Source organism: Bradyrhizobium sp. Pha-3 (assembly GCF_042258615.1).
GTDB lineage: Bacteria > Pseudomonadota > Alphaproteobacteria > Rhizobiales > Xanthobacteraceae > Bradyrhizobium.
In genome coordinates this window covers 7,507,768-7,532,090 of the sequence record NZ_CP170152.1, presented here as the reverse complement: position 1 = coordinate 7,532,090, position 24,323 = coordinate 7,507,768, and the positions used below count along the sequence as shown (strand labels likewise).

Sequence of the window (24,323 nt, the reverse complement as noted above, 5' to 3'; positions counted from 1 at the left end):
GCGTACCGTCCGCCGCATGCTGGAGCGACCATTCGGATCGGTGCGTTGGAAGGAAGACGTTCCCGATCGCGCCGCGAACGAAGTCTGCCCGGTGATTGCAAGCGCGGCGGAAGGCAGTGGTAGTCGTACGCTAAGAAGAGAGCTGACGCTTCCTGCCTGAATCCGATTGAAACGGAAGTTGCACACGAAGGCTTTGTCTGCTCCGCGAACACAGTTCGTTACCGCGGCGGTCGCTTGAAGCTCGATCAGTTGATGGCCTTCCCCATTACCCGAGGACTGAGCCGTAGGAGCAACGCGCCCTCGTTACAACAAGGAGCTTTAGATCATCCGCCGCCAAAGGAATCGACGGAATGGCGACCATCGCTGCCGTCCATCAGCCAGCACCCCAACCTTTGCCTTCAGCGTCGCCGCGTCGACTGCGCCGATGAGCCGCATCCGGGCCTAACCGCAAACTCGATCTCGGCTAAATCGACGCATCGATCGACATGATCGAAAATTGCGGATCGGCGTGGCGCATAGAGCCATGAATCGGGTAGATGTTACGCAAAATAAGCGCTGCACAGGCGGCGGACCTGGGACTATTCTTTTGGGTGCGTGAACCACTATTCGCGCTCCAGCGGCATTAACTTCGAACCTTGCCCAAGGAACCAAGGGAACCGCTCAGTTGATCGAGGAAAGCGGCCCTGGCAAGAGCGTTCGTGATGTTGCGGATCAAACTTCTTTCCTGGCGAGAGCCGAAATCGTTTCCGCCGCTGTCCGTTTCGCCGGCCGCGATCTCTAACACGATGACAACGGGATGCGCAAGCTTCAGGGCGACCGGGTCGGCTAAGAAGGCGTTCGTCCGCGCTGTCGAGCTTCGGTGGGGTACGGATTGAAGCGATGCCTTTCGACAACGTCGGTAGCGCAGCCAATAGTGGCGCCGCGATGGATGTCGGGAGAGTTTCACGATCCCATCGGCCCGGTCGGACGTCAGTCGTTTTTCCGCTTGCAGCGCCGTCATAGGGGGACGCATCAATGACGAGTTTCCACGATCAACTTCTACGCCAAAATGAGAACGAGCGGTGAGACGGCCCGAAACGCATAGGTCCTCGGGGAGAGATACTGGCGTGCGTCACGCCTCCGGTGGAGTTTCAATTGGAACGGCAAAGCCAACCTTTACGCGATCTATTATGACCATCGTCTTGACCGCCTTAACCTCCGCGTTTTTATAGAAGAACCGCCGGGTGAACTGCTCATAATCTTCCATAGTCGGTGCAGTAATGTAGAGAACAAAGTCAGCGTCGCCGGTGACGTAAAATCCATTAACAACTTCAACCGACGATTTGATGGCCTTCTTGAATCTGTCAATTATATCTGAACGCTCCCGCTCTAAGGTTGCTAGCACAAGCATTTGTATAGGGTTGCCGACCGCCTTAGGCGAAACGATCGATACATCGGCCTCGATAATTCCCTCCGAACGGAGTCTCTTTAGTCGTCGTTGACAGGCGGTAGCAGAAAGCCCCGCCAGTTCGCCGATCACCTCGGAAGTTAGACGATTGTTCTTTTGCACGATCTCAAGGATGCGAGCGTCGATTCGATCGTATTGCATAACCGACTCCCAGCTTAAGACGAATTTCGTCCGCAAAAAACCGGAGTATGCAGGGAATCATCTGATTGGCCGGAAAGTGCGACGAAAAGGTGCTTACAATACCACTATTTTGAATGCGTATGCAATTCTCAACCGGGGCCGCGATGGATAATTTCTGGCTAAAGCAGGCGTTCGACCGTCTTGGGGAGCCTCAAGGGCGATCCTTGTCGACGCACGTCACGGCCGACGTAACGGTCGTCGGCGGCGGGTACCTGGGCTTATGGACAGCAATCCGGGTCAAAGAGCGCTCGCCCTCACTTAAAGTCGTGGTGGTAGAGAGGGACTTGTGCGGGTCGGGCGCAAGCAGCCGCAATGGCGGATTCGTCACTAGTTACTGGGCCAAATATCTCTCGTTGCACAAGCTATGCGGTACAGATGAAGCTACCCGAATTGCGAAAAGCTCGGCGGAAGCGGTGCTGGAAATCAGCGCTTTCTGCCGAGAGAATGCGATTGATGCGGAGTTCCGCGCGGATGGCTGGCTCTGGACTGCGACCTCGGCGGCGCAGATCGGCTGCTGGAATATCCTGATTAATGAGCTGGCCAAGCACAATGTGCGGCCGTTTGAAATCCTCGACAATGAGGAAGTGGCGCGCTTGGGCGGCACTGATCGCAACCTAGCTGGCGTGTTCGAACCAGATGCTGCCACCGTCCAGCCGGCCATGCTTGCCCTCGGCCTACGAACTCACGCTCAGAAACTGGGCGTGGTGATCTACGAGCATTCGCCAATGATCGGCCTAGAGCGCACCAGAACGCCAAAAGTGATAACGCGAAAAGGCTCGGTTTCAAGCAAGAAGGTCGTTCTGGCCATGAACGCATGGGGAGCCCAATTCCCCTTTCTGCGGCGCAAGGTGGCGATCGTGTCCAGCGATATGATCGCGACAACGGCCCGGCCCGACAAGCTGAATGAGATCGGGTTTGTAAAGGGTGTCGCAATATGTGATTCCCGCATGTTCCTGAACTATTATCGAAATACGCCTGATGGACGCGTCATTTTCGGCAAATCGTTAGGGCACTTCGCCTTCGCCGGACAGGTGGCCGATCACTATGAAGGGCCGTCGCCCAGAGCCGGCGAAGTGGAGGAAAGCTTCCTTAAGCTTTACCCGATGCTTGATGGTATGGACATCGAATCATCTTGGACCGGCCCGATCGACAGGTCCGTTGACGGTCTGCCCTTCTTCGGCCGTCTAGACAATCACCCAGACGTATTTTACGGCATCGGCTTTTCTGGTCAGGGCGTCGGACCAACCGTTCTGGGTGGAAAGATACTCGCCTCGCTTGCTCTTGACGAAGTGAACGAGTGGTCCGAGTGCGGGTTGATCCGTGACGATGTGGACAAATTTCCGATAGAACCTTTCCGCTATGTCGGCTCCATCGTTGTGCGCGAAGCGTTACGCCGGAAAGAGTGGCTGGAAGACCATGCCCGGCGCCCCGACTACTTTACTCTCGCGATCGCGAACCTTGCTCCCGTCGGTTATGTGCCTTCGAGGCGAAACTGACACTTCGTAAATGAACAGGAATAGATCATGACACCGGTTATCCTCAAAGCTTCCGTCAATCTGCTTGACGTCGACAGCATCAGCCCCGTTTCCCGCCTGATTGGTGAGCCAATCTCCATCATGCGCAACAAGGTCGCCTTCAAATCTTCGACGGACGCGATAAGCGCTGGCGTTTGGGAGTGCTCTCCCGGAAGATGGCGCCGACAGGTTGCCGAGGCGGAATTCGCAACTTTCCTTTCAGGGCGCTGTACGTTTACGCCCGATGGTGTGCGACAATCGTTCTCGAAGCCGGTGACTCGATATATTTTTTTCCGAAGACGAAGGGGGAATGGAATATCATTAAGACGGTTCGGAAGGCCTACGTGATTCTTCCGAAGACCACATGAGCCTTATGATCAAAGCAAACACTGTTTGAGTGTTGCGTCGTCCGAAACTACAATCAGGTTTGCCTCGCGCTTTTATGCGTTAAATTCCAATGAGTCTTGCTAAGGGACGGAAGTGTCGCCGCAGGCACCATTCAGAACGCGGCGCGCTTTTGGATTATACAATCAGCGGCGGTAGCGATCGAAGCAGCCCACGCTACAATATCGATGACGGAGGATGCGCGAGCGAGCGGGATGGAGCGAATCCTGCCCCAACAATTTGTTGCGATGTAAAGCGATGGGTACAGCGCGTTCGCGCTTCTGCCATTCATCGCGCTAGCTAGCGTATTGTGATTCTCTGGTCGGCGATGGGCGCCGATGATTCTTTCCCCGACGATGTGACCACGCTGAAGGCGATGCTGCGCGCCGAGCGAGCGGCCCGCTTGGGCGCGGAAGCGGAGGGGAAGGCGCGGGCATTGCAGATCGAGAAGCTCACACTCGCAATCAAGAAGCTATGGGAGCAGTTCGGACAATCCTCAGAGCGCGGAGCATTATTGGACCAACTCGAGCTGCAGCTCGCGGATCTCGAGGAGAATGCCTCGGAAGCCGAGACAGCGGCGCAGATGGCCGCAGCCGAGAAGATGGGGTGCCCTCACTCGAGCGCCGCAAGCCAGCGCGCCAGCCGCCGCCGGAGCATTCGCCTCGGGAGCGCGCATTGTTTATCCGGTGCCTGCGACCTGCTCATGCTGTGGCGGCAGCCGATTGCGCAAGATCGGCGAGGACGTGACCGAGACGCTGGAGCTCGTTCCGCGCCAATGGAACGTCATTCAGCACGTGCGCGAGAGGCTCGGCTGCCGGGCCTGCGAAGCGATCACCCAACCCCCGGCTCCCTCGTACCCGATTGCGCGTGGACGTGCGGGGCCGAAGCTGCTTGCATATGTCATGTTCGGCAAATACGGCTTGCTCCTGCCGCTCAATCGTCAGAGCGAGGTCTACCAGCGCGAAGGTATCGACCTCGATGTCTCGACGTTCGCCTGCTGGGTGGGTGCGGCCGCGGCAACCCTGATGCCGCCCGGAGCCATGTCTTCGCAGCCGAGCGCATCCAAGCGGATGACAGTGTGCTGCAGAAGCACACAGAAAGGATGATCGAGATGATTCGAAAATCTATCTGCATAAGCTGTGGCAGCGATGAGGGTAGGCCCCTCGGGATCGACTTTTTGCAGTAGGTCTCAAATCACTTCAAGCGGCTTCGCTTACCTTGGCAGATAGAACGAACGATGATCAATGATTGGAAAATCCCGACCGTCATGAAGTGTCCAGAAAAGGCGGGTCTTGTGGCGCAACGGGGGCGAGCACCTCGATGCACACCATCTGCCCTTGACGGCAAAAGGGACATTCCCGCAGGGAAACCCCGGTCAGCTCCTCGACCTTGTCGCGATAATCGCGCCCTTCCTTCGGATTCACCGGAGTATCGGAGTGCTGCATTCCGAGGAGTTCGCGGCAGCGGGCGAGCTTTTGCTTGCGGTGGTTGCCCATGAAACCGTAATAGCGGATGCGCTGAAATCCCTCGGGCAAGACATGGACGAGGAAACGCCGGATGAACTCCCCGGCGTCGAGCGTCATCACCTTTTGCCGGTTCTCGTTGCGATAGTCCTTCCACCGGAAGCGTACCTTGCCATCCTCGATATCGACGATCCGGTTGTTGGGATTGCCACCCGGTGTGTGTAGCGTACGCATCCGACGAGCGCCGTTTTGCGTGACGCGTGGTAATTCGCGAAGCGTGCGACCTTAAGTCTAGCAGACCGTGTGAAAAGTCCGAGGTATTTCCGACCCGCGTTGGCTTGCGCTCGCTTCAGCAAATATTTGATGATCTGACCGACGAACGCAGTCCTTACCGTTCAGGAGAACTGCATGAAGCCGCATTTTCGTGCTACCGCTCGAATTTCACGCACGCACGGCTGCCAGAAGTGCTTTCGTGCCAAGGATATTGAGCGCTCTTCGGAGATTGTAGACGAGCGCCGTTAAGCTGAACTCGGCGCGCACGTTTTCGAGGCCGCGCATAAGAAAGGCGCCCTGGTTCATCCACTGCTTGATCGTGCCGAAAGGGTGTTCGACAATCTCGCGGCGCCGGTTAAGGATTTCTGGCTTCTCCGACACACGCTCCGCCATGCGGTCGAGTACGCCTTCGTTGTCAAGACGCGAGATGTGGCGAATATCCCTCGTACAGCGTGAGCGCAGGGGACACGCGCGGCACGCCTTTGGATTTCCGTATTCGATCTTCTTCAGTTCGCGCAGTCGGCTTTCACGTATCCGTTTCAGTGTTTGCCCGGCCGGACAGATGTAGGCGTCGCTCACACTATCGTAGCGGAACTCGTCCTTGCGAAAGAATCCATTCTTCACTGCCGCCCCTCGCTGCGGCCGCGGCATGTAGGGCGTCAGAGCTGCCCGCTCACACGCCTCAATGTCCTCTATCTTGTAATAGCCTTTGTCGGCAACGATGTTGAGTTTTTCGACATCAAGTATAGCTCGCGCGGGCTCGGCGGTTCGTTGCAAAAGACCCATGTCCAGGACATCGTTTGATACCGCCTGTTCGACGATCATCTTGTTCTTTGCATCCACCGCGATCTGAACATTGTAACCGACGCCCACTTTGGTATGCGCGGCCATGGCGCGGGCTGTCAGGATCGATCATCGATACTTGATCATCGCCGCTCCTCTCCAGAATCTTCAAATAAGCTGCATATTGCGTGCGCTTTCTCTTGAGGGCCTCGATCTTCTCAGCAAGATTCCTAGTGCGCGCCCCCGCCATCGCGTGCTCGATCTCATCGTCTGTGTCGAGCCGTGCTAGATAGTCATCAAGCTTCTTGTCGGCGGCGGCGATGAATTTATCTAGTGATGCCTTCGTAAAGTTCCTATCCTTGTTGTTGACGGCCTTGATGCGCGTGCCATCTATCGCTAGGAGCTCTCGCCCGAAGAGATCGAGACGTCGGCATAAGACCGTGAACTCGCGGAAAACCGACTTGAACGCGGCACGGTTGTCGCTCCTGAAATCAGCGATGGTCTTAAAATCCGGCTTGAGAGTTCGTAATAACCAAATTACTTCCATGTTCCGATGGCATTCGGCTTCCAGCCGTCGGCTCGAACGAACACGATTGAGATAGCCGTAAATATAAAGCTTCAGCAGGTCACCCGGATCGTAACCTGGCCGCCCTATGACCTTCCCCTCTACCCGCGCAAAGCCTGAACTCTTGAGATCAAGCTCTCGACAAAGGCATCAATAAAGCGGACCGGATTCTCGACGTCGACGTAATCGTCGATCGCCTCGGGCAAAAGCAGAAGCTGCGAACGATCCGAGCCAGAAATGTGTGCCATGCGCGAATCTAACGCAACGGCCCTGTCATTGGAATCAGCCTCGTGGACTTTTCACACGGTCTGCTAGCTTTAAGGTCATCAGGCGATGCGGGTCGAGGTTTTGGGCGGGCTGGAGCGGCGGCGGCGCTGGTCGCAGGATGACAAGGTGCGGATTGTCGAAGAGACGTTGGCGCCGGGCGCGAAGGTGACGGAGGTTGCGCGTCGCAACGGGGTAGCAGCGCCTAGTTTTTACCTGGCGTCGACAAGCACGGACATCAGAGCAGGTTGTACCTTCCTTTGCGCCGGTGCAGATCGTCGCTACTGAGGTGGAGGAAACTCCGAAGCTCTTGCCTGCGGGTGACGGCCGAGTGCGCTCCGTGGCGGCCGCGCGTATTGGGTTGATCGAGATCGATCTTGGCAACCGGCGACGCATCCGGGTGGATGCGCACGTCGATCCGGAAGCGCTCGCAAGGGTCCTCGAGGTACTTGAGCGCCGATGATCGCCATACCGGGCAATGTACGGGTGTGGCTTGCGACCGGCCACACCGATATGCGCCGCGGCTTCCCGAGCCTTGCGCGTCTGGTTCAGGAGGGTTTGAAACGGGACCCTCACGCTGGCGATCTCTACGTTTTTAGAGGCCGCCGCGGCGACCTGATTAAGATTATTTGGCATGGTGTGCTGCAGAGCATGAAGGAGGTGAATAACCGAATTTAATGCGTACAGCTTTATGAGAGATGGAGGACGGCCCTCCTGCATCGGCGTTCCAGGCGCAGATGCAAAACCACGACACTGTGGCTTCGCTTAAAAGGCGCGGTCATCAGCAAGTGTTGCAAAAGTCCCGGATTTACGGGGCAGGTAGGTATCCAGAAGGCGAGCGAAAGCGAATCTTCCGATGACGCGTCGAAAATTATTCAGACGTCGCCAAAATCAGGGGCGCGTGCCATCCCTGAGATCAATCCGCGAGGCGCTTGGATTACTGCGCGGATGGCGACCGGCGTTTAGGGGACGCGATCTGGATACAGGCTCTTATAGAGAACTGCAGGAACCAGTCGTTGTGATGCCAAGGGAGAAGTTCAAGCGGCGCACACCGCGAGACGAGAGTACCGAAGCACAACACTGGGGCGGATCGGCTCGTAGTAGTGATGAAGGTGCTGATTGTCGCCGTCGGCGTCAACAGCGACGGCCGGCGCGAGGTTCATGGGATGGATATCGGTCCCTCCGAAGCCGAGACGTTCTGGACGGCATTCCTGCGCAAGCTCGCGCGCCGCGGCCTGCGCGGTGTCAAGCTGGCCGTGTCCGACGCCCACGAGGGCATCAAGGCCACCGTGGCCAAGGTGCTCAACGCCAGTTGGCAGCGCTGCCGCGTCCACTTCATGCGCAACGCGCTGGCACATGCCGGCAAGAGCGGGCGGCGCGTCGTCTCCGCCTTCATCGCCACCGCGTTTGCCCAGGAAATGCCGAGGCCGCAACAGCGCAGTGGCGGAGGGTCGCCGACCAACTCCGCCCCAAATTGCCCAAGCTTGCCGGCTTCCTCGACGAGGCCGAGACCGACGTGCTCGCCTACATGACGTTCCCGCCGCAGCATCGCGCCAAGCTGCATTCGACGGATGAGATGGACAAGCGATTTTTTGACCGAGACGACAATTGCGGAAATCGCGGCACGTCCATTCTTTTGTTCGGCCGCGCCGCAGGTCATTCTTCCGTCCCGGCCATCAATCTTGCAGCCGCCGCGCGCAGGGGCGGTCAAGGCTGGCCGCACTTGCGGCCACCGCAAGGCTTGGCCTTGACCGGCCCGAGCACGGTGGCACGCTGCATGGAACGGGCCTGGCTAGGCTGGAAGTTGCCGTCAGCTGCGATTATGGTTGTCGGGCGCGGGCGACCTCGTGGCGAAGCGTGACGCGTCGGCTGCAAGCGTCACCAGACTGCCTATGTTGTCTTGCCGAATTGAGGCGCCCGCGCGCCCGCTCTTGGCCGCCGCGGTTTCCATTGCGACACGAATTGTTCGTAGTTTCGCTCCGCCTGGGCGGCAATCACCATCTCGTGGTCGCGCAGCGCCTTGATGTTGTAGGCGTAGGCAGGTCCACGCCGGTTACCTTTCTGTTGCGGATGTCCGGCTTGAAGTTGCATTGCGCGGGTCTTGTTGGCGACCAGCGCTGGGCGCGCCCACAGGTAATCTTCGCCCTTCGTCAGCAAATGCCAGCAGAGCACCGTGAGCTTGCGAGCCACGGCCACCGCAGCGATCTGATGGCCGCGCCGGGCGCGGATGCGAACGAAGAAAGCATGCAGTGGACCGGGCGCGGTGATTGTCATCAATCTATTGACCGCGGGATCGTCCATTGCGTCCTGCGCGATCTCGCGGTCGAGCAGGGCCAGGTCTTCCGCCAATCGGTCAAGCTCACGGACGTGCCGATCGATCGCTGCGCGTTCATCGTCCGGCAACTGTTGAGCGGCCAACCACGCCCGGCCGCGGGCGTTGAAAAGATCGGCATGCGGGCACTTCGGGATCAGGTACGCGTGCAGGATCGAATGCACCTCGTTCTTGAGCCGCGTGCGATGCCGCACGACCTGTAGCGCCGCGCCACCAGCCGACGCTTGCGTTCGGTCTCCGCGTCCGGCGTCCAGATCTGCGGCAGATACCCGGCCGCCTGCAGACTGGCGAGCGTGCCGGCATCGATCTTGTCGGTCTTGACGTGAGCCTGGGCGATCGCCTTCACCTGCAGCGGATTGGCGATAATCACCCGCGCCACGAACGGCGCCAGAACCCGCGACACCGCCATGCTGTTGGCGGTCGCTTCGACCACCACCTCATCACTGGCCAGCAGGCTCTTGCCAAATCCCTTCAGCGCAGTCCGTGTCATATCAATGCGGCCCGCATGTCGGAGCCTGCCGTCTTCCCAAAACACCACCTCGCCGAAAGTTCGGTGGACGTCGATGCCAATCACCCGTCGCATTTGCATCTCCTCTGCCACACACATGACGGGAGCTGCCGGCGACACGACAACTACGGATTCGCGCTCTCGGCGCAACCGGGCGAGTTGCAGAGGCGGCCAGCTACTAACTCGAGCTCTCGGCTCATCGTGTGTATCGGCCTACCCGCACCTTCGTGCTCCCGGTGCCTCTGTCCCGATGGTCGCACCATACGCCACGGTGTTAGACACCGCGGCAGAACGTTGGCACCGACACATCTCATACCGGTTACCAACCCCATCGAAAGCGTGTTCGCGACCGTGCGGCACAGAACCGTGCGCACGAAAGGATCGCTGTCGTCAACGACCGCCAGGCTGATGGTGTTCAAGCTGGTCATCGCCGCATCAAAAAACTGGCGGCGGCTCAAAGGCACAAATCAGTTGCCCAAGGTGATTGCAGGTGTCAGATTCAACGACGGCATCGAAGTCATCCGCATGCCGGCAAACCACGCCGCCTGATCGCCTCGTCACCCAAAATCCCGCATAGCTCGGCGCGCGCTTCGTCAGCTCCACACTACGCAGGCATCTTCGGCGGTAAGGACGCTTTGTCTGATCTCGGCGGTGCTTCCAAGGACCTCGCGCTGGATCGTCGGCCAGATGATGGGAGGTATCATCGTTGGATGCCTTAGTCGACGAAGAATGTTTCGCGGTCGTCAACACAACGGGCTCTGCCAGCGTGCGCGAACAGCGGATTGGCTCGATTAGGCCGCGACGGTCGACCTGATAGATCCCAAGCAGGGCTGGGAACCCGCCCGACGGGATCAGTTATCGCGACTTAGGGCTGGTACACGCAATCACCGGCCCGGCCGGGTTGGAAATCCGTCGAAAAGGAAGCTCGAAAACGGAATTCGGGCGTCGACACGACGCTCATCGTATTAATCAATATTGGAATGTCGTTACAGTACGGGGGCGGCCGCAGAAATCCAGGTGCCAGGAGACGGACCGCATTATGACCGACCGCTTGCCAGCCGCCTCGGATGCGCTTGATAGTTCCGCAGATGCAGCCCTCAAGCAAGTGGCCGGCACACAGCAAATGCTGCGCCAGTAGTGCGGTGCGCCGCTAGTGCGCGGTCCATTGTCAAAAACGCGATTTTGGCGAGTCTTTCTCTTCAAGACCTCGCGGCGGCGAGAAGTTCCTTGAGCCGATCGTCCTGAGAGAGCGCATGGTGTTGCTAGAGCCGAAAAGGCATCTTGATCGCGTCTATTTCATAGAGCCGGGCCTCGTCTCGCTACGGATTGTCGCGGCCGGAAGTATCCTTGAAACGGCGGTTATAGGATATCGCGGTGCGATTGGCGCTTTGCTCTTAGTGGGAGGGCATCTTTCGATGCACCAATCTGTTGTGCTCTTTCCCGGAAGCGCGCACAGGATCCGTGTCGAGGATTTGCGTCGTGTGATAAACAAGCGTTCTGAAATCCGAGAACATCTTTCTCGGTACAATGAAGCGCTCGCCTTGCATTGCGCTCAGACAGGATTATGCTGAGTTCGGCACGGTCGCGAAAAGCGGCTCGCGAGTGACGCTGTTGACGCTCATGTGCGTGCAGTTATCCATGAATACCTTTCGTCCGTCTTGGGATTGCGCCGGGCCGGGGTCACGGAAACTCGAAGCCGCTTCGAAGAACAAAGGTTGATTCGCAAGAGGCGCGGCGTATTGCAGATTGATGAACGCAAGAGCCTCGAGGCAAAGGGCATGTGGCTGTTACAAGCTTATTTCAGGCGCTTATGCTTCTTCCGAATCCGTGATTTCAGAAGGGGCGACTAACTAAGAAAGTCGCTCAGGATTCTGCTTCACCTCGTCTGTTCACTTTGGAGACGAACTGCCAACTGCGGTGTTGCCTGCGCGGCGCGTACTAACCTGTGCAGACACATGCGTCGTCCGAGACAGTTGGACAGCACCAGTTCGACGGCGACGCGCGCCCCAATTCGCACAGCCGCACGCGGCTGTGCAGGTTGCGGGTGGCGAATAATACTGCAATCGTTGTTGGAGCCAAGATGATAATTCGCCGCGGCGAGATTGACATTGGCGTCCATCACGAAGCCGCGCCGCGTCATATCGCCAAAGCTCGATCGACATAAAGCCGCTGGATCGCAGCGAGAATGGCGGGATCGGGGATGATCGGTTGGCATAGACACCCCCCAAGTCTGGGAGTTGCACATCAAACGTATGTGCGAAAAACTTCGTTTGTGGCTCGTCAATGTAGACATTCGGCGGTGGGAAAACCCGACCCGTCACACGTTCACCGTCACGAAGAGCGTCAGGCGGGTCGTTGTGATGCTCGGACGGGAGAACGGTGTGGCCCACGTCTGGAAGAGAAGGAGCGTCCCATGGATTTCACGATATCGGCGAAGCAGAAGGAATGGCTTGATCGCGTGCAGTCATTCATGACCAAGCATGTCCGGCCCGCGGTGCCCGTCTACAGGGAGCAGGATGCCGCGGGCGGCCGCTGGAAGCTAATAGCCGTAGTCGAGGGGCTGAAGCAGAAGGCGCACGCCGAGGGTCTGTGGAACATGTTTCTGCCGCCGTCCTCGCATGAGGATGACGAATTCCATGGCGCGGGCTTGAGCAATTTGGAATATGCGCCGCTTGCGGAAGAGATGGGCCGCATCGGCTGGGCTTCGGAAGTGTTTAACTGCTCGGCACCTGATACCGGCAATATGGAAATCTTGATCCGCTACGGCACCAAAGAGCAGAAGCGAAAATGGCTCAAGCCCTTGATGAACGGCGAGATCCACTCTGCCTTCCTGATGACAGAGCCCGCGGTCGCTTCATCGGATGCCACGAACATCGAGACGCGGATCGAGCGCGACGGCGATCATTACGTCATCAATGGCCGCAAGTGGTGGTCGTCGGGGGTGGGCGATCCGCGCTGCAAAATTGCAATCGTAATGGGCAAGACCGATTTCAAAGCGTCGCGTCACCAGCAGCAGTCGCAGATCTTGGTACCTCTGGATACACCCGGCATTAAAATCGAAAAAATGCTGCACGTGTTTGGTTATGACGATGCGCCTTACGGGCACGGTCAGGTGCTCCTCGAGAACGTCCGGGTTCCTGCGAGCAATCTGTTGCTGGGCGAGGGTAGGGGATTTGAGATTGCGCAGAGCCGGCTCGGTCCGGGCCGCATCCATCACTGCATGCGCACCATCGGCAAGGCCGAAGAGGCACTGGAGAAGATGGTCAAGCGGCTCAACTCGCGCGTCGTTTTCGGAAAGAAGATCATTGAGCACTCGGTATGGGAGCAGCGAATCGCGGAGGCACGCATCGCCATCGAAATGAGCCGGCTCTTGTGCCTGAAAGCCGCCGACATGATGGATAAGCTCGGCAACAAAGCCGCTCAGCTCGAGATCGCCATGATTAAGGTGGGGGCGCCCCGCACAGCGCTCAATGTCATCGACCAGGCGATCCAGGCCTTTGGCGGTGCTGGCGTCTCCGACGACGCGGGCCTCGCGCGCGACTATGCGTCGGTGCGCACAATGCGTCTGGCGGATGGCCCTGATGAAGTCCACTGCCGCGCCATTGCCCGACTTGAAATTCGGAAGTATGCAGACTCTCCAGTGAATTAAATGGAGAGCCCGTGTTCAGGAGGGCAAGCCCGTGGCGCTCGCGAAAGGAACTTAGAGCGCGCCTTGGCTGACCATTGAGGAAGGACGAGCAGTTTTCGGCCGACTCCCACCGCTGTTGCATGATGCGCCGCAAGCCTTTCGGCAAACCTCTTGCTGTCGGCGCATGCGGTGGATCGCGCTCTCTGCCGGTGACTTGCCGCCGCCTTCTACATCATGTCGAGAGAAGCGTGGCCAGGTGCTCCGGGAGCCCAACTTGCCGATTGCCATCAGAGCTGCGGCTACGTGATCTTCAGGAGCGAGATCGAAACGATCCGAATTTCTTCACATTTGCGATGCACAAGATCCGTTGCGATGCACAAGATATGTTATCTTCAAAGTCAGAAGCTGGTCGAGTGGTTGCCGAAGACGCTTCCAAGCAGAAGAGCTCCATCTTGCACGAGACGGAAAGCCGCTCCGTATTGCGAAATGAGCCACGTTTCCGAGTGCGTTGAACGGGTCACGATCTCAGTTCTGCAGCGGTGGAAAGAGGAGCGGCATTTAATGACGTCCGCTTATGAGGCGGCTAATCCCCCGGATCACCCGCTCGGTGGTCTGCTCTAAATAAAGTCAGAGATGCGTATGCAGCTCAGGCGCTGGCCTTATAGCCGCAGTTCACCCTGTATCCCGATCGTCTCCAGCGCGAACTCATTCTCTTCAGTGAAAGGCACGGTCGGTCGGGGAAGATACGCTCGATGAGCCAAATACACTTCGCGCTGTTATCTCGGCTCGCGGTCCCGGAACGAGCAATATCCATTCTCGGCCGCTCAGGCGTAGTACACGAAGAAGCGAGCCTCGAGACTCTCACGAGGTTTCGCATTAGGATGCGCTCGACGATTGTCGAACGCAGAGTGAGCGGTCATCGGATTGCGACGCACCTCCGAATCATAGCTCTTAAACAGGATAAGCTCGTCCGCGGTCATCTTCGGAAAGTAGTACCAGTCCTGGGCCGGATTGAAGTGCACGATGCCGAGCTTAATCGTGTTGCCGAGAACCGTGTAGTCCACCACGTCAATATCGGTATCGGGAACCGAGTCGCCATCGCAGATCGCCAAGGGGAAATCCTGCGGAGGCGGCGACAAGGCATGCCAAGCTTGAATGATCATCAATCGAGAATATGATCGAATTGGGATGCCTTGCGATTGACTCACCATCGCGGCAACCACAGGGCCGGCGATCGGAGCCCAATCAATATGAGCGCATACAATCGGCTCCTTTACCGTGCGAACGGAGTTCCCGCCGGCAGAACGAAAAATTATACTTTGTCGGCGGGCCACGATCCACGACGCATTGAAGTGGTTTTTAATGAATGGAATCATTTCTTCCAGATACTATCGTACATAATCTCTGGATCACGCTCGTTTGCACAGGATATCTTGTGCTGAATTAGAGTGAAGCCTTCTCGGTCAAGGGATAATTCGTTCACGATCGGACGCGCGCTGCGAATAGTGACGTCGTAGCTGAGCATGGGCGGCGGGTTGTGTATGTGACAAACAACATGTTGGGAAACAGTTTCGATAAAGCAACTTCGGGAGCCTTCTCGTCGGATGTGCGTCGAGCAAAGTTGATTTGGCCCTGCACGCACTCCAAGTAATCGCGTTTTTCTTCCACTGTCGGTGCGGCTTGTTTCGCGTTTCCCATGGCTGCTTCTCCCCCTATCTGGATGCTGAGAAAGCCGGTTTGGCGCGACGCTTTAGTCGCGGAGCGGTCGTCCCTGAAGAATACAGCAAGAGGGAAGGGAGTCTTCCTACCTGTTCTGGGAGACCGTTACTCTCGCTTTCCGGCGAGGCGCGCCCAATAGGGATGCGGTTAGATCTGACATCCTGTGCGGCATGGTTCTTCGAATACTAGCTTTCAGGTCTAAGCGCCTCCAGTGCTTGCCAATGTACCATGCGGCCAACGGCTACCTCCTTATCTGACGCTTGTGGAAAGAAAGCTGGCTTGTCGAATCCAGCGCCCGAGTTTGGATACATTGTAGAGACGACCCTTGCCGACGATGATCGTCTCCACCGCGGTCTTCATGTTGTCGTAGATGCCGCGCACGCAAGTGCCCTTGAACAGAGCGAATGCTTGGTCGTGGGCGTCGAACACCATCTCCTGCGTCTGGCGCGGATAGCACCGCACAAACAGTATCCGGCTGTGGCAGAGCCGGACATGGTCGGCCTTCACGATGACCGTCACCTTCATGCAGATGGTGCAGTCACTACCTGGTTGATCCGGTTGCCTGCACGCCAGCATCGGACTGGGAGAAGGGCCAGGCTGAGGACCAGATTGGGCTTGTCCGTGAACGCTTCTTCACGCCGCGGCTGCGGTTCAAAACTCTCGACGAGTTGGGAACGAGCTTCGGTCGCTCGGCTTCGAACACCTCTCTGACCGTCTGTTCGCCCAGTTCTTGGCATCGGTCTCGACGACCTGTCCGGTGCGGTTCGACAACAATAAATACTCGGTGACGGCCAGCACTGTTGGGCGGCCGGTCGAGGTTCACGCTTACGCCGACCGCATTGTGAGCCGCCAGGACGGACGCATCATTGCCGAGGATGCTCGCTCGTTCGGCCGCGGCGAGACGACCTATGATCCCTGGCATTACGTGCCGGTACTCGCTCGCAAACCCGGGGCCTTGCTGGATGCCGGTGCGCCTTGGCGTAGACGATTCACTTGTCCAACAGCCACGCGTTCAGGCAGCGCGTGGAATCCGTCGAACCGGCCGGTATATGCAACGGCGCTCCCTTCAAAGACTGGGTGCTTCCGGCCGCGATCGATCGTGTACGGCGCAAGCTTTCCGGTGCCGACGATGGCAACCGGCAGATGGTCGACATCCTCAACGCGGTTCTGACCGACGGTCCGCCGGCCGTCGAGGCAGCCTGCGCCGAGGCGACGGCTGATGGCGTCCCTTCGGCCGATGTCGTGCTCAAAATCCTGGCTCGCCAGCGTGATCCGGCGCCGCCGGCCAACATCCTCATGCCGGCTGCACTGACATTGCGCCATGCCCCGATGCCCGTTACGACAACCTCAGGAGACCATCTGGTGGAACGTACTCAACTGTTCGACCTCATAGGCGAGCTCAAACTCTATGGCATGTCGGCCGCCTTCGACGAGATCATGGCAACCGCCGTCACACGCCAGCACGAACCTCAACGCATTATCTCTGCTCAACGCCGAGACCAATGAGAAGCAGGCCAGCTCGATCAAGTACCAGCTCACCATCGCCAAACTGCCGCTGGTCAAGAATCTTGAGGACTTCCAGTTCGAAGGCACACTCATCAACCAGACGCTGGTCAATGATCTCGCCGGCGGCGGCTTTATCGCCCAGTAACGCAATGCCTGCTAGTCGGCGGTACCGGCACCGGCAAAACACATATTGCCATCGCAATCGCCAGAAGCTGCATCCGGTCTGGCGCCCGTGGTCGCTTCTACAATGTGGTCGACCTCGTCACCCGTCTGGAGATCGAGACCCGCAACGGACGGCGGGGTCGTATCGTCGAGCATCTGACCCGGATGGACTTCGTCGTCCTCGACGAACTCGGATACCTGCCGTTCGCCCAATCCGGCGGCCAGTTGCTGTTCCACCTCGCCAGCCGGCTATGAGCGCACGTCCATCGTCGGCACCACAATCTGGCGTTCGGCGAGAGGACGACCGCGCTTCTCGACCGCTTGACCTATCATTGCGACATCGTGGAAACCGGCAACGACAGTTGGCACTTCAAAAGCCGCGACGACGATCAAACAACCCGCGCTCGCCACGTCTCCGCAACCCCGGTCAGCTCCGACGAGGCGAGCGCTACCGTCAAAGCCCGCCGCTCAAAGGGACGGATTGCCTCATCAAGAATGTTACCGGAGAACTGACCGTCAGGATTGGGGCGGCGATACCGAATCGGATCGGTGTCGCGGATGGCAGGACGAATCAGCATGGGTGCGCGGCGCGAGCTCACGGCGGCGGTGGCAGAGCGCGATCGATCAGCAGGGCGAGCGGATAAGGGGCGCATACTCGACGAGCTTTGCGCGGTGACCGGCTGACATCGCAAGCACACGGTTCGGTGCTTGCCAGCCATGGCGCAATTTCGCCGGAGGCCCGGCGGCAGCGAAGGCCGACCTATGGCGCCACGATAAGGGATGCGCTCGTGGCGGTGTGGGCGGCCTCGGATCGGATCTGCGGCAAGCGGCTGAAGGTGATGATTCCGACGTTGCTGCCTTCGCTGAGCGGCATGGCCGGCTTAAGCTCGACCAGGCTGATCGAGCGCTGGTGCTCGGCGTCAGCGCAGCCACGATTGATCGCCTGCTGGTCGAGACCAAACTCGCTGCGGCCGGCGGTAAGCGCCGGCGGGTCGGGTTTTATCCGGCGGTGCGCCGTGAAGTGCCGATCCGGACGTTCAATGACTGGCACGATCCGCCGCCGGGGTTCTGCGAGGTCGACATGGTGGCGCATGGCGGCATATCTGTAGCTGGCTCGTTCATTCAGGTGTTGACGATGGTCGACGTAGCGACTGGTTGGACCGAGTGCATGCCGCTGGTGACGCGCGAGGGCGGCCTCGTCGTGCGGGCGATGGAGCGCGCACAGAGCCTGTTTCCCTGGATCATTCGCGGCGCCGATTTCGACAATGATAGCGCGTTCATGAACGACGTCGACGTGCCCTGGTGTCGCGCGCAAAAGAGCGAGGCGACACGCTCGCGCACCTACAAGAAGAATGATCAGGCTTTCGTCGAGCAGAAGAACGGTGCGATCGTCCGGCGACTCGTGGGATACGGTCGCTTCGATGGTGCCGAGGCGACGTGCGTGCTTCAAGAGCGAAGATAGCCAGAAAATCCGCGGGATACTCGTTGCGCGATCCCGTCTTGTGACCATTCGCCGAGATATCGAGAATCAAGCCCGCAGCCTGATCAAAGAGTATGGGTTATTGTTCCCGCGCGCTATCGGCCTGCAGTTCGGCAACCAGGTCAGCGAACCCTTGGGTGATGATCATCCACTCCTCAGCGTGATATCGCCGCTGTTGTCGATTCATGAGAACGTCTGTCAACAACAGAGTAAGTCCGATAACGAGGTCCGCCGGTTGGCAAAATTGGACGAGACGACGCGTCGCCTGATGACTGTCCCGGGTGTCGGCGTCGTGACGGCCTACTTTCCGCCATACGATCGATGACCCCTCGCGCTTCCGATCGGCCTCGACAGTCGGCGCCTATCTGGGCCTTACGCCGCGGCGCAACCAATCCGGCGAAACTGACACAGTGGCAAGATATCTCGATGGGGCGACCGGCTTCTCCGAACCGAGGCGGCGACCGTCCTTCTTTGTCGGACAAAGAAGTGGTCCTCCCTCAAGGCCTGGGGCATGAAACTCGCAAAGCGGATCGGCATGAGGAAGGCAAAGGTCGCCATTGCTCAGAAGATCGCTGTAATTCTGCACTGCATCTGGGTCGATGGCACATCGTTCGACTGGGGCCAGCCGAAGCCCAATGTGATATTTGTTCGCAAGTTCCTGGTCCGGTTCGCCGGTCTGGCGATGTCCCGCTGGGACGGTGGTCGTGGTGACCTCGGTCAATCGGCTGTGGCGGCTCGTCCGCACGCCGCCGCGCACGCACGTTGAGGCACCCGATCCGGACATCATCATGAGGCGCCTGCGACCTAGGAAAGGACCATGACCTCAGCGACGCGATCGCATTGAGATTTAGGCGATAACTAATCGACCCGCTACCGACTGGCTATCGATCTACCAGCCGCGTTCGTCCCGTCTCCGCAACCCCGACCCGCTCAGACGGGCCGAGCGCTACCGTCCTGTCGAATGTCTCAAAGAGAGGAATTGACATCAATCCGCAATTAAAGGGCCGATTGACAGCTCAATTCGCTCTCTTGCGGTGAATGGGGCACTACGGCCGCCTCCGGCACTCGGCCGTGGGCACTTCGCAGCTAAGCTGACCACGCATATTGGTAGCTATATTCCTAGGTAGGTAGCACGAGCCTCGGGATAATCTATGTTCGCTTGCGAAGGTGCAGTTTTTGGCTGGGAAGGTCAAGGCTTGGCTGGCTAGAACGTTTCTTGAAGCGCTATCCCCGGAGAAGACGCGCCGATCCCTGATCGCATCGATGTGTCCGCCTAGGTTTGCAATCGCCATTTGTGGTGGGAGCGTCGTCGCGTCATGCGATCTGGATTTTTGCCGAACCAGGAGGGATGCGGCGACGAGGGAAGCTCCGTACGCGAGCGGTGCCCGCCGTCGACTTCGTGGATGGCAGCATTAGTAAGTCTCTAAGAGTCAGTTTCGAGGCCGAATTCGTCAATGTTGCCGAGCGCGACGAGAGGATCGATATGGGGTGCCCGGTGCTGCAAGGCTGACACTCGCTGTTCTCTTGCGTCAACTTCGACTCCCGGGACGGACTTCTCCAGTTGCCGCCATAAGCTTGCGGATGCCGACGAGACCGTAGGCGACGGCCAGCAGATTATATTCAAATTGCTCCATCAACTGCCGCTTCGGGAGCACTATAGAGAGAGCTTGCAACAGCAGCGCTCGCAAGAATTGCTCCGCCGTCGGGAGCAGACAGTTGATTGAAATCTCGCGACAGCGCTGCCAGCCCGATTCCTCAGCATCACGAAGGTACACACGATGGTCGACAAGGTCTTTGATCGCAGCAACGCTATGTATGTCAAAACCGTGCGACGAAAAGGACGCGGCGTGTTTGCAAACATTCCATTCAAGGTTGGAGATGTAATTGATCGCGCTCCAACATGGGGATTTGATGATGCTGCGGCTAAGCTGCTGGATCGCACACGACTGTTCGAGTACTACTTCGTACGGCCCGACCGGAATCAAGGGAACTCTCTGACGGGTTACGTTGTTTTCGGTTTGATCTCGATAGTGAACCACTCGTTAGATCCAAATGCACGAATAGTATGGACCGATGAAGAGTCAGGCGCGTGGGCGAGCATTGTAGCAATAAAGGACATAAATGTTGGTGAGGAAATAACACACCGCTATGCAAACATCTCGGCTTATCCTCACGCTATTGACTTCATTGATTAAACGGCAAAGATCGTTGATTGGGTAGATCCGGGAGCGCGTACGATGCTCGGCGATGTTTGATCACATGTCTTGGCTTGGCCTCGATCGACTTCATAATCGGATCATGCTTTTCAATGCGCCGGGAGTGCTGGTCGTCGCCTTGTCGATAGGCTTTGATGGCTCTTCGAGCCATCCTTCCGCAAGCGACATCGAGCGCCATTGCTGGTCCGGGAGCTCGTTAGGCGTGGACTGGGCGCTCGTGGTAGAAGGTCACGTAGAAGGGCGTTCATGCAGGCGACATACACCATCGTCGATGATCGCGTTTGTTTCGTCGGTGAAGGGAGTGCAATAGTGTGGCCATCCGGGAGCTTCAGAAGGTTGAGCGCGTAGACGTGGTCGAGAAAACCTGCTGCGCCAAGACCGTGAACATCAAAGTCGCCAGACGTCGAGACGTCGATGAGACAACGTTGTCACGAGCGGTCCCTCGCTTCGTCGCTGATTGTCGCGGTTTACCCCCGATACTTTGATCGTGCATTCTTGACGCACGATTCGAAGGATGCGCTATGGGACTGCTTTTACACGACGGCACCACCACGACGGATGCAGTCCGTCGAGCAATACAAGATAGTCAGGAGAGCCTGAGACCGCTCGCCAAGCGCTACGGGATCATCCAGAAGACCGTCGCGAAGTGGAAGCGGCGCGGGACCGTCGCCGATCAGCCGACATGCACCAAGGAAGCCAAGTCGACTGTCTTTTTCATTGAAGAGGAGGCGATCATCGTCACCTTCCGGCGGCGTACGGAATGCCGCTCGATGATTGTCTCTATGCACTGCAGCCGACTATCCCGCATTTGTAGACGCGGTCATCCCTGTATCGCCGCCGTCAGCGCCGTGGGATCAGCCGATTGCCGGAGGTCGAAGCCGGCAAACCTTCAAAGGAATATTCCACGGCTCATCCGATCGGCCATTTCCACATCGACATCGCTGACCTCCGAAGACAATGCTCTGCCTCTATATAGCCATCGATCGCACCAGAAAGCTCGTCTTCGTCCAACTAGTCAGGAAGACGGCGCGGGCCTACGCCGCGAGCTTTCTCGAAGTTCCGATCGCGGTAGTCCCCTACAAGACCCACCAGTTCTCACCGACAATGGGATGCACTTCACTTTCCCACTGCGCTCCGCGGACGGCCCCGTACTGCCTGCTCCTGTCTGAAAACAAACGACCCCATGTCTGGAACACGCCAAGGTGTTTGCGAAGCGACGTTTGGTTGCAAAACCGCGAGCGATTCCTCTGAGCCGCATTTGGCCCAAGTCCTGCACCGCGCTACGACGAGGGCGACCTAATGAGGCGTTTGAGCTCGATCCGCCAGCGACGATGAGGCGGTCCGCTGTCGCGCAAGACTGCCAAAGTACCAAATGAGGGTGAAAAAGGTCGTGATCTGAAGCCCGAGCGCTGGAGCAACGCTGCAGGAAATTCGGGAATTGCTGGGCAATTCGCATGAAGGATCTTTCGTGCAGTTCTTGTGGGCGTCTGACACCGTTTGCAGCTGCGGGTGATCGTGCACGTTATCTGGATGGACAAATCGTGAGCCTCGACAAGAGATGTCGATTGCTGGAGCGGGAGTCGACGGCCGACATTCCGTGGCGAATCGACGGTAATCCGTTTAAGCGGGAGCATCACACGCAAATGCTCTGGCTGTCGCTTTCTCAATGGGGCGTTACAAACGCCCTCGAGGTCGGGTGTGCGGCCCACGCATTCACCGAAGAGCTGGCACTCCCATGCAAGCGACTCAGAGTGCACGATGTCGTGCCGCGAGCGATTGGTCGAGCGAGTCAACGGACGAAGAGGTGGTCTCGCGTCACGTGGATAGTCTCTGACGTTCAACAGTTCTCCGAGTTAGACCTGATCGTCGTAGCGGAAGCTCTCCGTTACGCAGGTGACATAGCCGAGATGTGCACGACCATCCGCAACCTCGTACGGATGCTTGCGCGGGGCGGACATCTGGTATCCGCGGGTAATGTCCCTTGTCGGCGCCGGGTCACGCTGCTGGTGCTGAGACGGTCATCGCAATGCTGAACAAACGTTTATCGACGTCAGCGTCTGCGGTGCCCGGGCGAGTTGGTCAACGCAGACTGCTTGCTCGCCTGCTTTCGCGATCGAATTGCCAGCGTTAGACATGGAGGCACTATGCGCATCTGCGGTATCAAACTGACCCATGACGGAGCGATCGCCGTTGTCGAGGATGGACGGCTTGTCTGGTGCGTCGAGCAGGAGAAGCGGGGCAACAATCCGAGGTATCAAACCATTGACAATCTCGATGCAATAGTCGCTACTTTGGCGGAGCACGGTCTGGGTCCGCGGGATGTTGATCAGTTCGTTATCGATGGCTGGGTGGGGGAGGTAGAGTCGCAGTTCCAGGTGCTCAGTGGTGCAGCGTCTATTGCTCTCAAAGGAGCGCCGTATCTTGAACGTCATACAGAGGGGCTTCTCACTTCTAGCCAGGGCTTTGGCCTAATTCTCGACGGAAGCGTCTTCTCTTATAGAAGCTATCCGCACGTCACAGGCCATGTGGCCTCCGCATACTGCACCAGCCCATTTGCCAAAGCCGGACAGCCCGCGTTCTGCCTAGTATGGGACGGCGGCACCTTTCCGCGTCTCTATTATGTAGAGCGTCGCGGTGCCCGCTTCCTCGAATGCCTGTTCCCGATGATTGGCCGTGCCTATGGTTCCGCGGGCCTTCACTTTGGACCGTATAAGCAGTCGAACCGCACCAAGTTGGACCTAGGCGTTGCCGGCAAGCTGATGGCCTACATCGCGCTTGGGTCGGTTGATAAGGATATTGTGGCGGTGTTTCAGAAGCTGTACACGGAGCTCCTTGCGGCCGACACAAGCCTTGCCCGACGGTACAGGGCGTGGGCCTTGCATATGGGTGTGCATGACTTCTTCGCCTTAAGTGAAGCTGTGCATGACTTCTTCGATGCCACCGCGCTCCGTTTAAAGGCCAAGGCACCCGAGGATGTTCTTGCATCCTTTCATTGTTTCCTCGAGCGTCTGCTCGTCTGCGAAATGGCGATTGCTTTGCAGCGGCATTCGTGTGTTCCGGGATCGCGAAATTTGTGTATAGTCGGTGGCTGCGGTCTCAACATCAAATGGAATAGTGCACTACGTGGGACAGGCCTGTTCGATGCCGTCTGGGTGCCGCCCTTTCCGAATGACAGCGGTTCCGCAATCGGTGCCGCTTGCGCCGCACTAGCGGCGGACAAAGGCTTCGGGCCGCTGGAATGGTCGGTCTATAGTGGCCCAGCCTTGCTACACAGCGATGTGCCGTCCGAATGGGAGGCTGCGCCGTGCACTATGCGTGAACTTGCGACCATCCTCGCTAGCAACAAGCCCGTGATATTCCTTGCCGGCCGCGCCGAGCTCGGACCACGGGCATTAGGCAGCAGAAGCATTCTCGCAGCCGCGACATCGGCCGGAATGAAGGATTATCTTAACGACATCAAACTGCGGGAACACTTCCGGCCGGTGGCCCCGATATGCCTTGAGGATCGTGCGCCGGACATTTTCAACCCCGGAACGCCGGATCCTTACATGCTGTTCGATCACCAGACACGGGTAGAATGGCGGGACAAAATCCCCGCCGTTGTACATCTCGACGGTTCTGCGCGCTTGCAGACCATTCCTAGAGCCTCTCAGCACAAAGTAGCCGAGCTTCTCGTGGAATATGAAAAACTCACAGGCATTCCGCTGCTTTGCAATACGAGTGCCAACCTCCATGGACGTGGGTTTTTTCCGGATGTCGCATCAGCCTGCCGGTGGGGCCGCGTTGGATACATATGGTCCGACGGCCTGCTGTGGACCAAGCCCCGTAAGTGAGTGATCGCCGGCCTACGGCATCTTTCCCGCGAAGATCGTAACAATCGAACTTGCTGACTTAAAAGA

General features: G+C 58.1%; 19 protein-coding genes and 10 pseudogenes. 20 read left to right on the top strand and 9 right to left on the bottom strand.

Annotation, left to right across the window (positions count from 1 at the left end; all coding sequences use genetic code 11):
• Positions 1 to 622 precede the first annotated feature (622 nt).
• Positions 623 to 1,000 (bottom strand): hypothetical protein, encoded by a 378-nt coding sequence (locus ACE10Z_RS35295; protein ID WP_375784875.1) that lies wholly within the window; start codon positions 998 to 1,000, stop codon positions 623 to 625.
• A gap of 111 nt (positions 1,001 to 1,111) precedes the next feature.
• Positions 1,112 to 1,588 (bottom strand): Lrp/AsnC family transcriptional regulator, encoded by a 477-nt coding sequence (locus ACE10Z_RS35290; protein ID WP_375784874.1) that lies wholly within the window; start codon positions 1,586 to 1,588, stop codon positions 1,112 to 1,114.
• A gap of 143 nt (positions 1,589 to 1,731) precedes the next feature.
• Here ACE10Z_RS35290 and ACE10Z_RS35285 point away from each other — a divergent pair, with 143 nt between their 5' ends.
• The 5 genes and pseudogenes from ACE10Z_RS35285 to ACE10Z_RS35265 all read left to right on the top strand — a co-directional run bounded on the left by ACE10Z_RS35285 (position 1,732) and on the right by ACE10Z_RS35265 (position 4,631).
• The gene (locus ACE10Z_RS35285) at positions 1,732 to 3,123 is read left to right on the top strand and encodes an FAD-dependent oxidoreductase (protein ID WP_375784873.1); all 1,392 of its coding nucleotides are present in this window, start codon (positions 1,732 to 1,734) and stop codon (positions 3,121 to 3,123) included.
• A gap of 27 nt (positions 3,124 to 3,150) precedes the next feature.
• Positions 3,151 to 3,333: pseudogene (locus ACE10Z_RS35280) on the top strand (cupin); the annotation flags it as partial.
• Positions 3,318 to 3,509 carry a cupin domain-containing protein gene (locus tag ACE10Z_RS35275; RefSeq protein WP_375789999.1) on the top strand — a complete coding sequence of 64 codons (192 nt, stop codon included), beginning with the start codon at positions 3,318 to 3,320 and terminating at the stop codon, positions 3,507 to 3,509. The pseudogene ACE10Z_RS35280 and the gene ACE10Z_RS35275, both read left to right, overlap by 16 nt.
• A gap of 344 nt (positions 3,510 to 3,853) precedes the next feature.
• Positions 3,854 to 4,117: pseudogene (locus ACE10Z_RS35270) on the top strand (IS66 family transposase); the annotation flags it as partial.
• Between the two features lie 130 nt (positions 4,118 to 4,247).
• Entirely contained in the window at positions 4,248 to 4,631 is a 384-nt protein-coding gene (locus ACE10Z_RS35265) for a transposase (protein WP_375784872.1), read from the top strand.
• 159 nt (positions 4,632 to 4,790) lie between these two features.
• On the opposite strand, the gene ACE10Z_RS35260 is transcribed toward ACE10Z_RS35265, so the two are convergent.
• The 3 genes from ACE10Z_RS35260 to ACE10Z_RS35250 all read right to left on the bottom strand — a co-directional run bounded on the left by ACE10Z_RS35260 (position 4,791) and on the right by ACE10Z_RS35250 (position 6,654).
• The gene (locus ACE10Z_RS35260) at positions 4,791 to 5,222 is read right to left on the bottom strand and encodes a transposase (protein ID WP_375784871.1); all 432 of its coding nucleotides are present in this window, start codon (positions 5,220 to 5,222) and stop codon (positions 4,791 to 4,793) included.
• Between the two features lie 207 nt (positions 5,223 to 5,429).
• A complete protein-coding gene (locus ACE10Z_RS35255) occupies positions 5,430 to 6,086 on the bottom strand; it encodes a transposase (RefSeq protein WP_375784870.1) in 657 nt (218 codons plus the stop codon).
• Entirely contained in the window at positions 6,001 to 6,654 is a 654-nt protein-coding gene (locus tag ACE10Z_RS35250) for a transposase (protein WP_375789998.1), read from the bottom strand. Before ACE10Z_RS35250 ends, ACE10Z_RS35255 begins: the two co-directional genes overlap by 86 nt.
• Before the next feature lie 288 nt (positions 6,655 to 6,942).
• Here ACE10Z_RS35250 and ACE10Z_RS35245 point away from each other — a divergent pair, with 288 nt between their 5' ends.
• The 3 genes and pseudogenes from ACE10Z_RS35245 to ACE10Z_RS35235 all read left to right on the top strand — a co-directional run.
• Positions 6,943 to 7,161 (top strand): transposase, encoded by a 219-nt coding sequence (locus ACE10Z_RS35245; protein ID WP_375784869.1) that lies wholly within the window; start codon positions 6,943 to 6,945, stop codon positions 7,159 to 7,161.
• Between the two features lie 171 nt (positions 7,162 to 7,332).
• Positions 7,333 to 7,551, top strand: a complete 219-nt coding sequence (tnpB, locus tag ACE10Z_RS35240; RefSeq protein WP_375784868.1) for an IS66 family insertion sequence element accessory protein TnpB — start codon at positions 7,333 to 7,335, stop codon at positions 7,549 to 7,551.
• Between the two features lie 434 nt (positions 7,552 to 7,985).
• A pseudogene (locus ACE10Z_RS35235) lies at positions 7,986 to 8,458 on the top strand (transposase); the annotation flags it as partial.
• Positions 8,459 to 8,763: 305 nt separating this feature from the next.
• Here the strand turns inward: ACE10Z_RS35235 and ACE10Z_RS35230 are convergent.
• Positions 8,764 to 9,788 (bottom strand): annotated as a pseudogene (locus tag ACE10Z_RS35230) (transposase).
• Positions 9,789 to 10,034: 246 nt separating this feature from the next.
• Between ACE10Z_RS35230 and ACE10Z_RS35225 the strand changes: the two are divergent.
• Positions 10,035 to 10,262 (top strand): annotated as a pseudogene (locus tag ACE10Z_RS35225) (IS256 family transposase); the annotation flags it as partial.
• A 1,327-nt stretch (positions 10,263 to 11,589) separates the two neighbouring features.
• Here the strand turns inward: ACE10Z_RS35225 and ACE10Z_RS35220 are convergent.
• Positions 11,590 to 11,928, bottom strand: a complete 339-nt coding sequence (locus ACE10Z_RS35220; RefSeq protein WP_375784867.1) for a hypothetical protein — start codon at positions 11,926 to 11,928, stop codon at positions 11,590 to 11,592.
• Positions 11,929 to 12,126: 198 nt separating this feature from the next.
• On the opposite strand from ACE10Z_RS35220, the gene ACE10Z_RS35215 reads away from it, so the two are divergent.
• A complete protein-coding gene (locus tag ACE10Z_RS35215) occupies positions 12,127 to 13,362 on the top strand; it encodes an acyl-CoA dehydrogenase family protein (protein ID WP_375784866.1) in 1,236 nt (411 codons plus the stop codon).
• Positions 13,363 to 14,165: 803 nt separating this feature from the next.
• Here ACE10Z_RS35215 and ACE10Z_RS35210 read toward each other — a convergent pair.
• Both ACE10Z_RS35210 and ACE10Z_RS35205 read right to left on the bottom strand, forming a co-directional pair.
• Positions 14,166 to 14,717, bottom strand: a complete 552-nt coding sequence (locus ACE10Z_RS35210) for a CmcJ/NvfI family oxidoreductase (RefSeq protein WP_375784865.1) — start codon at positions 14,715 to 14,717, stop codon at positions 14,166 to 14,168.
• A 652-nt stretch (positions 14,718 to 15,369) separates the two neighbouring features.
• Positions 15,370 to 15,576, bottom strand: a pseudogene (locus ACE10Z_RS35205) (IS21 family transposase); the annotation flags it as partial.
• A 17-nt stretch (positions 15,577 to 15,593) separates the two neighbouring features.
• On the opposite strand from ACE10Z_RS35205, the pseudogene ACE10Z_RS35200 reads away from it, so the two are divergent.
• The 10 genes and pseudogenes from ACE10Z_RS35200 to nodU all read left to right on the top strand — a co-directional run.
• Positions 15,594 to 16,421, top strand: a pseudogene (locus ACE10Z_RS35200) (hypothetical protein); the annotation flags it as partial.
• A 1-nt stretch (position 16,422) separates the two neighbouring features.
• Positions 16,423 to 17,109, top strand: a pseudogene (locus tag ACE10Z_RS35195) (ATP-binding protein); the annotation flags it as partial.
• A gap of 415 nt (positions 17,110 to 17,524) precedes the next feature.
• Positions 17,525 to 18,190: a transposase family protein gene (locus tag ACE10Z_RS35190; protein ID WP_375784864.1), complete on the top strand. Its 666-nt coding sequence runs from the start codon at positions 17,525 to 17,527 to the stop codon at positions 18,188 to 18,190.
• Positions 18,191 to 18,230: 40 nt separating this feature from the next.
• Entirely contained in the window at positions 18,231 to 18,533 is a 303-nt protein-coding gene (locus tag ACE10Z_RS35185) for a hypothetical protein (RefSeq protein WP_375784863.1), read from the top strand.
• Positions 18,526 to 18,723 (top strand): transposase, encoded by a 198-nt coding sequence (locus ACE10Z_RS35180; RefSeq protein WP_375789997.1) that lies wholly within the window; start codon positions 18,526 to 18,528, stop codon positions 18,721 to 18,723. Before ACE10Z_RS35185 ends, ACE10Z_RS35180 begins: the two co-directional genes overlap by 8 nt.
• Complete coding sequence (locus tag ACE10Z_RS35175) at positions 18,720 to 18,974, top strand: hypothetical protein (RefSeq protein WP_375784862.1); 255 nt, start codon at positions 18,720 to 18,722, stop codon at positions 18,972 to 18,974. The genes ACE10Z_RS35180 and ACE10Z_RS35175 overlap by 4 nt, the downstream gene beginning before the upstream one ends.
• 1,012 nt (positions 18,975 to 19,986) lie before the next feature.
• Complete coding sequence (locus tag ACE10Z_RS35170; protein WP_375784861.1) at positions 19,987 to 20,403, top strand: SET domain-containing protein-lysine N-methyltransferase; 417 nt, start codon at positions 19,987 to 19,989, stop codon at positions 20,401 to 20,403.
• Positions 20,404 to 20,945: 542 nt separating this feature from the next.
• Positions 20,946 to 21,545 (top strand): annotated as a pseudogene (locus tag ACE10Z_RS35165) (IS481 family transposase); the annotation flags it as partial.
• Positions 21,546 to 21,878: 333 nt separating this feature from the next.
• Positions 21,879 to 22,550: pseudogene (locus ACE10Z_RS35160) on the top strand (SAM-dependent methyltransferase); the annotation flags it as partial.
• An 18-nt stretch (positions 22,551 to 22,568) separates the two neighbouring features.
• On the top strand, positions 22,569 to 24,257 hold the full coding sequence (nodU, locus tag ACE10Z_RS35155) for a nodulation protein NodU (RefSeq protein WP_375789996.1): 1,689 nt from the start codon (positions 22,569 to 22,571) through the stop codon (positions 24,255 to 24,257).
• The last annotated feature ends 66 nt before the right edge of the window (positions 24,258 to 24,323 follow it).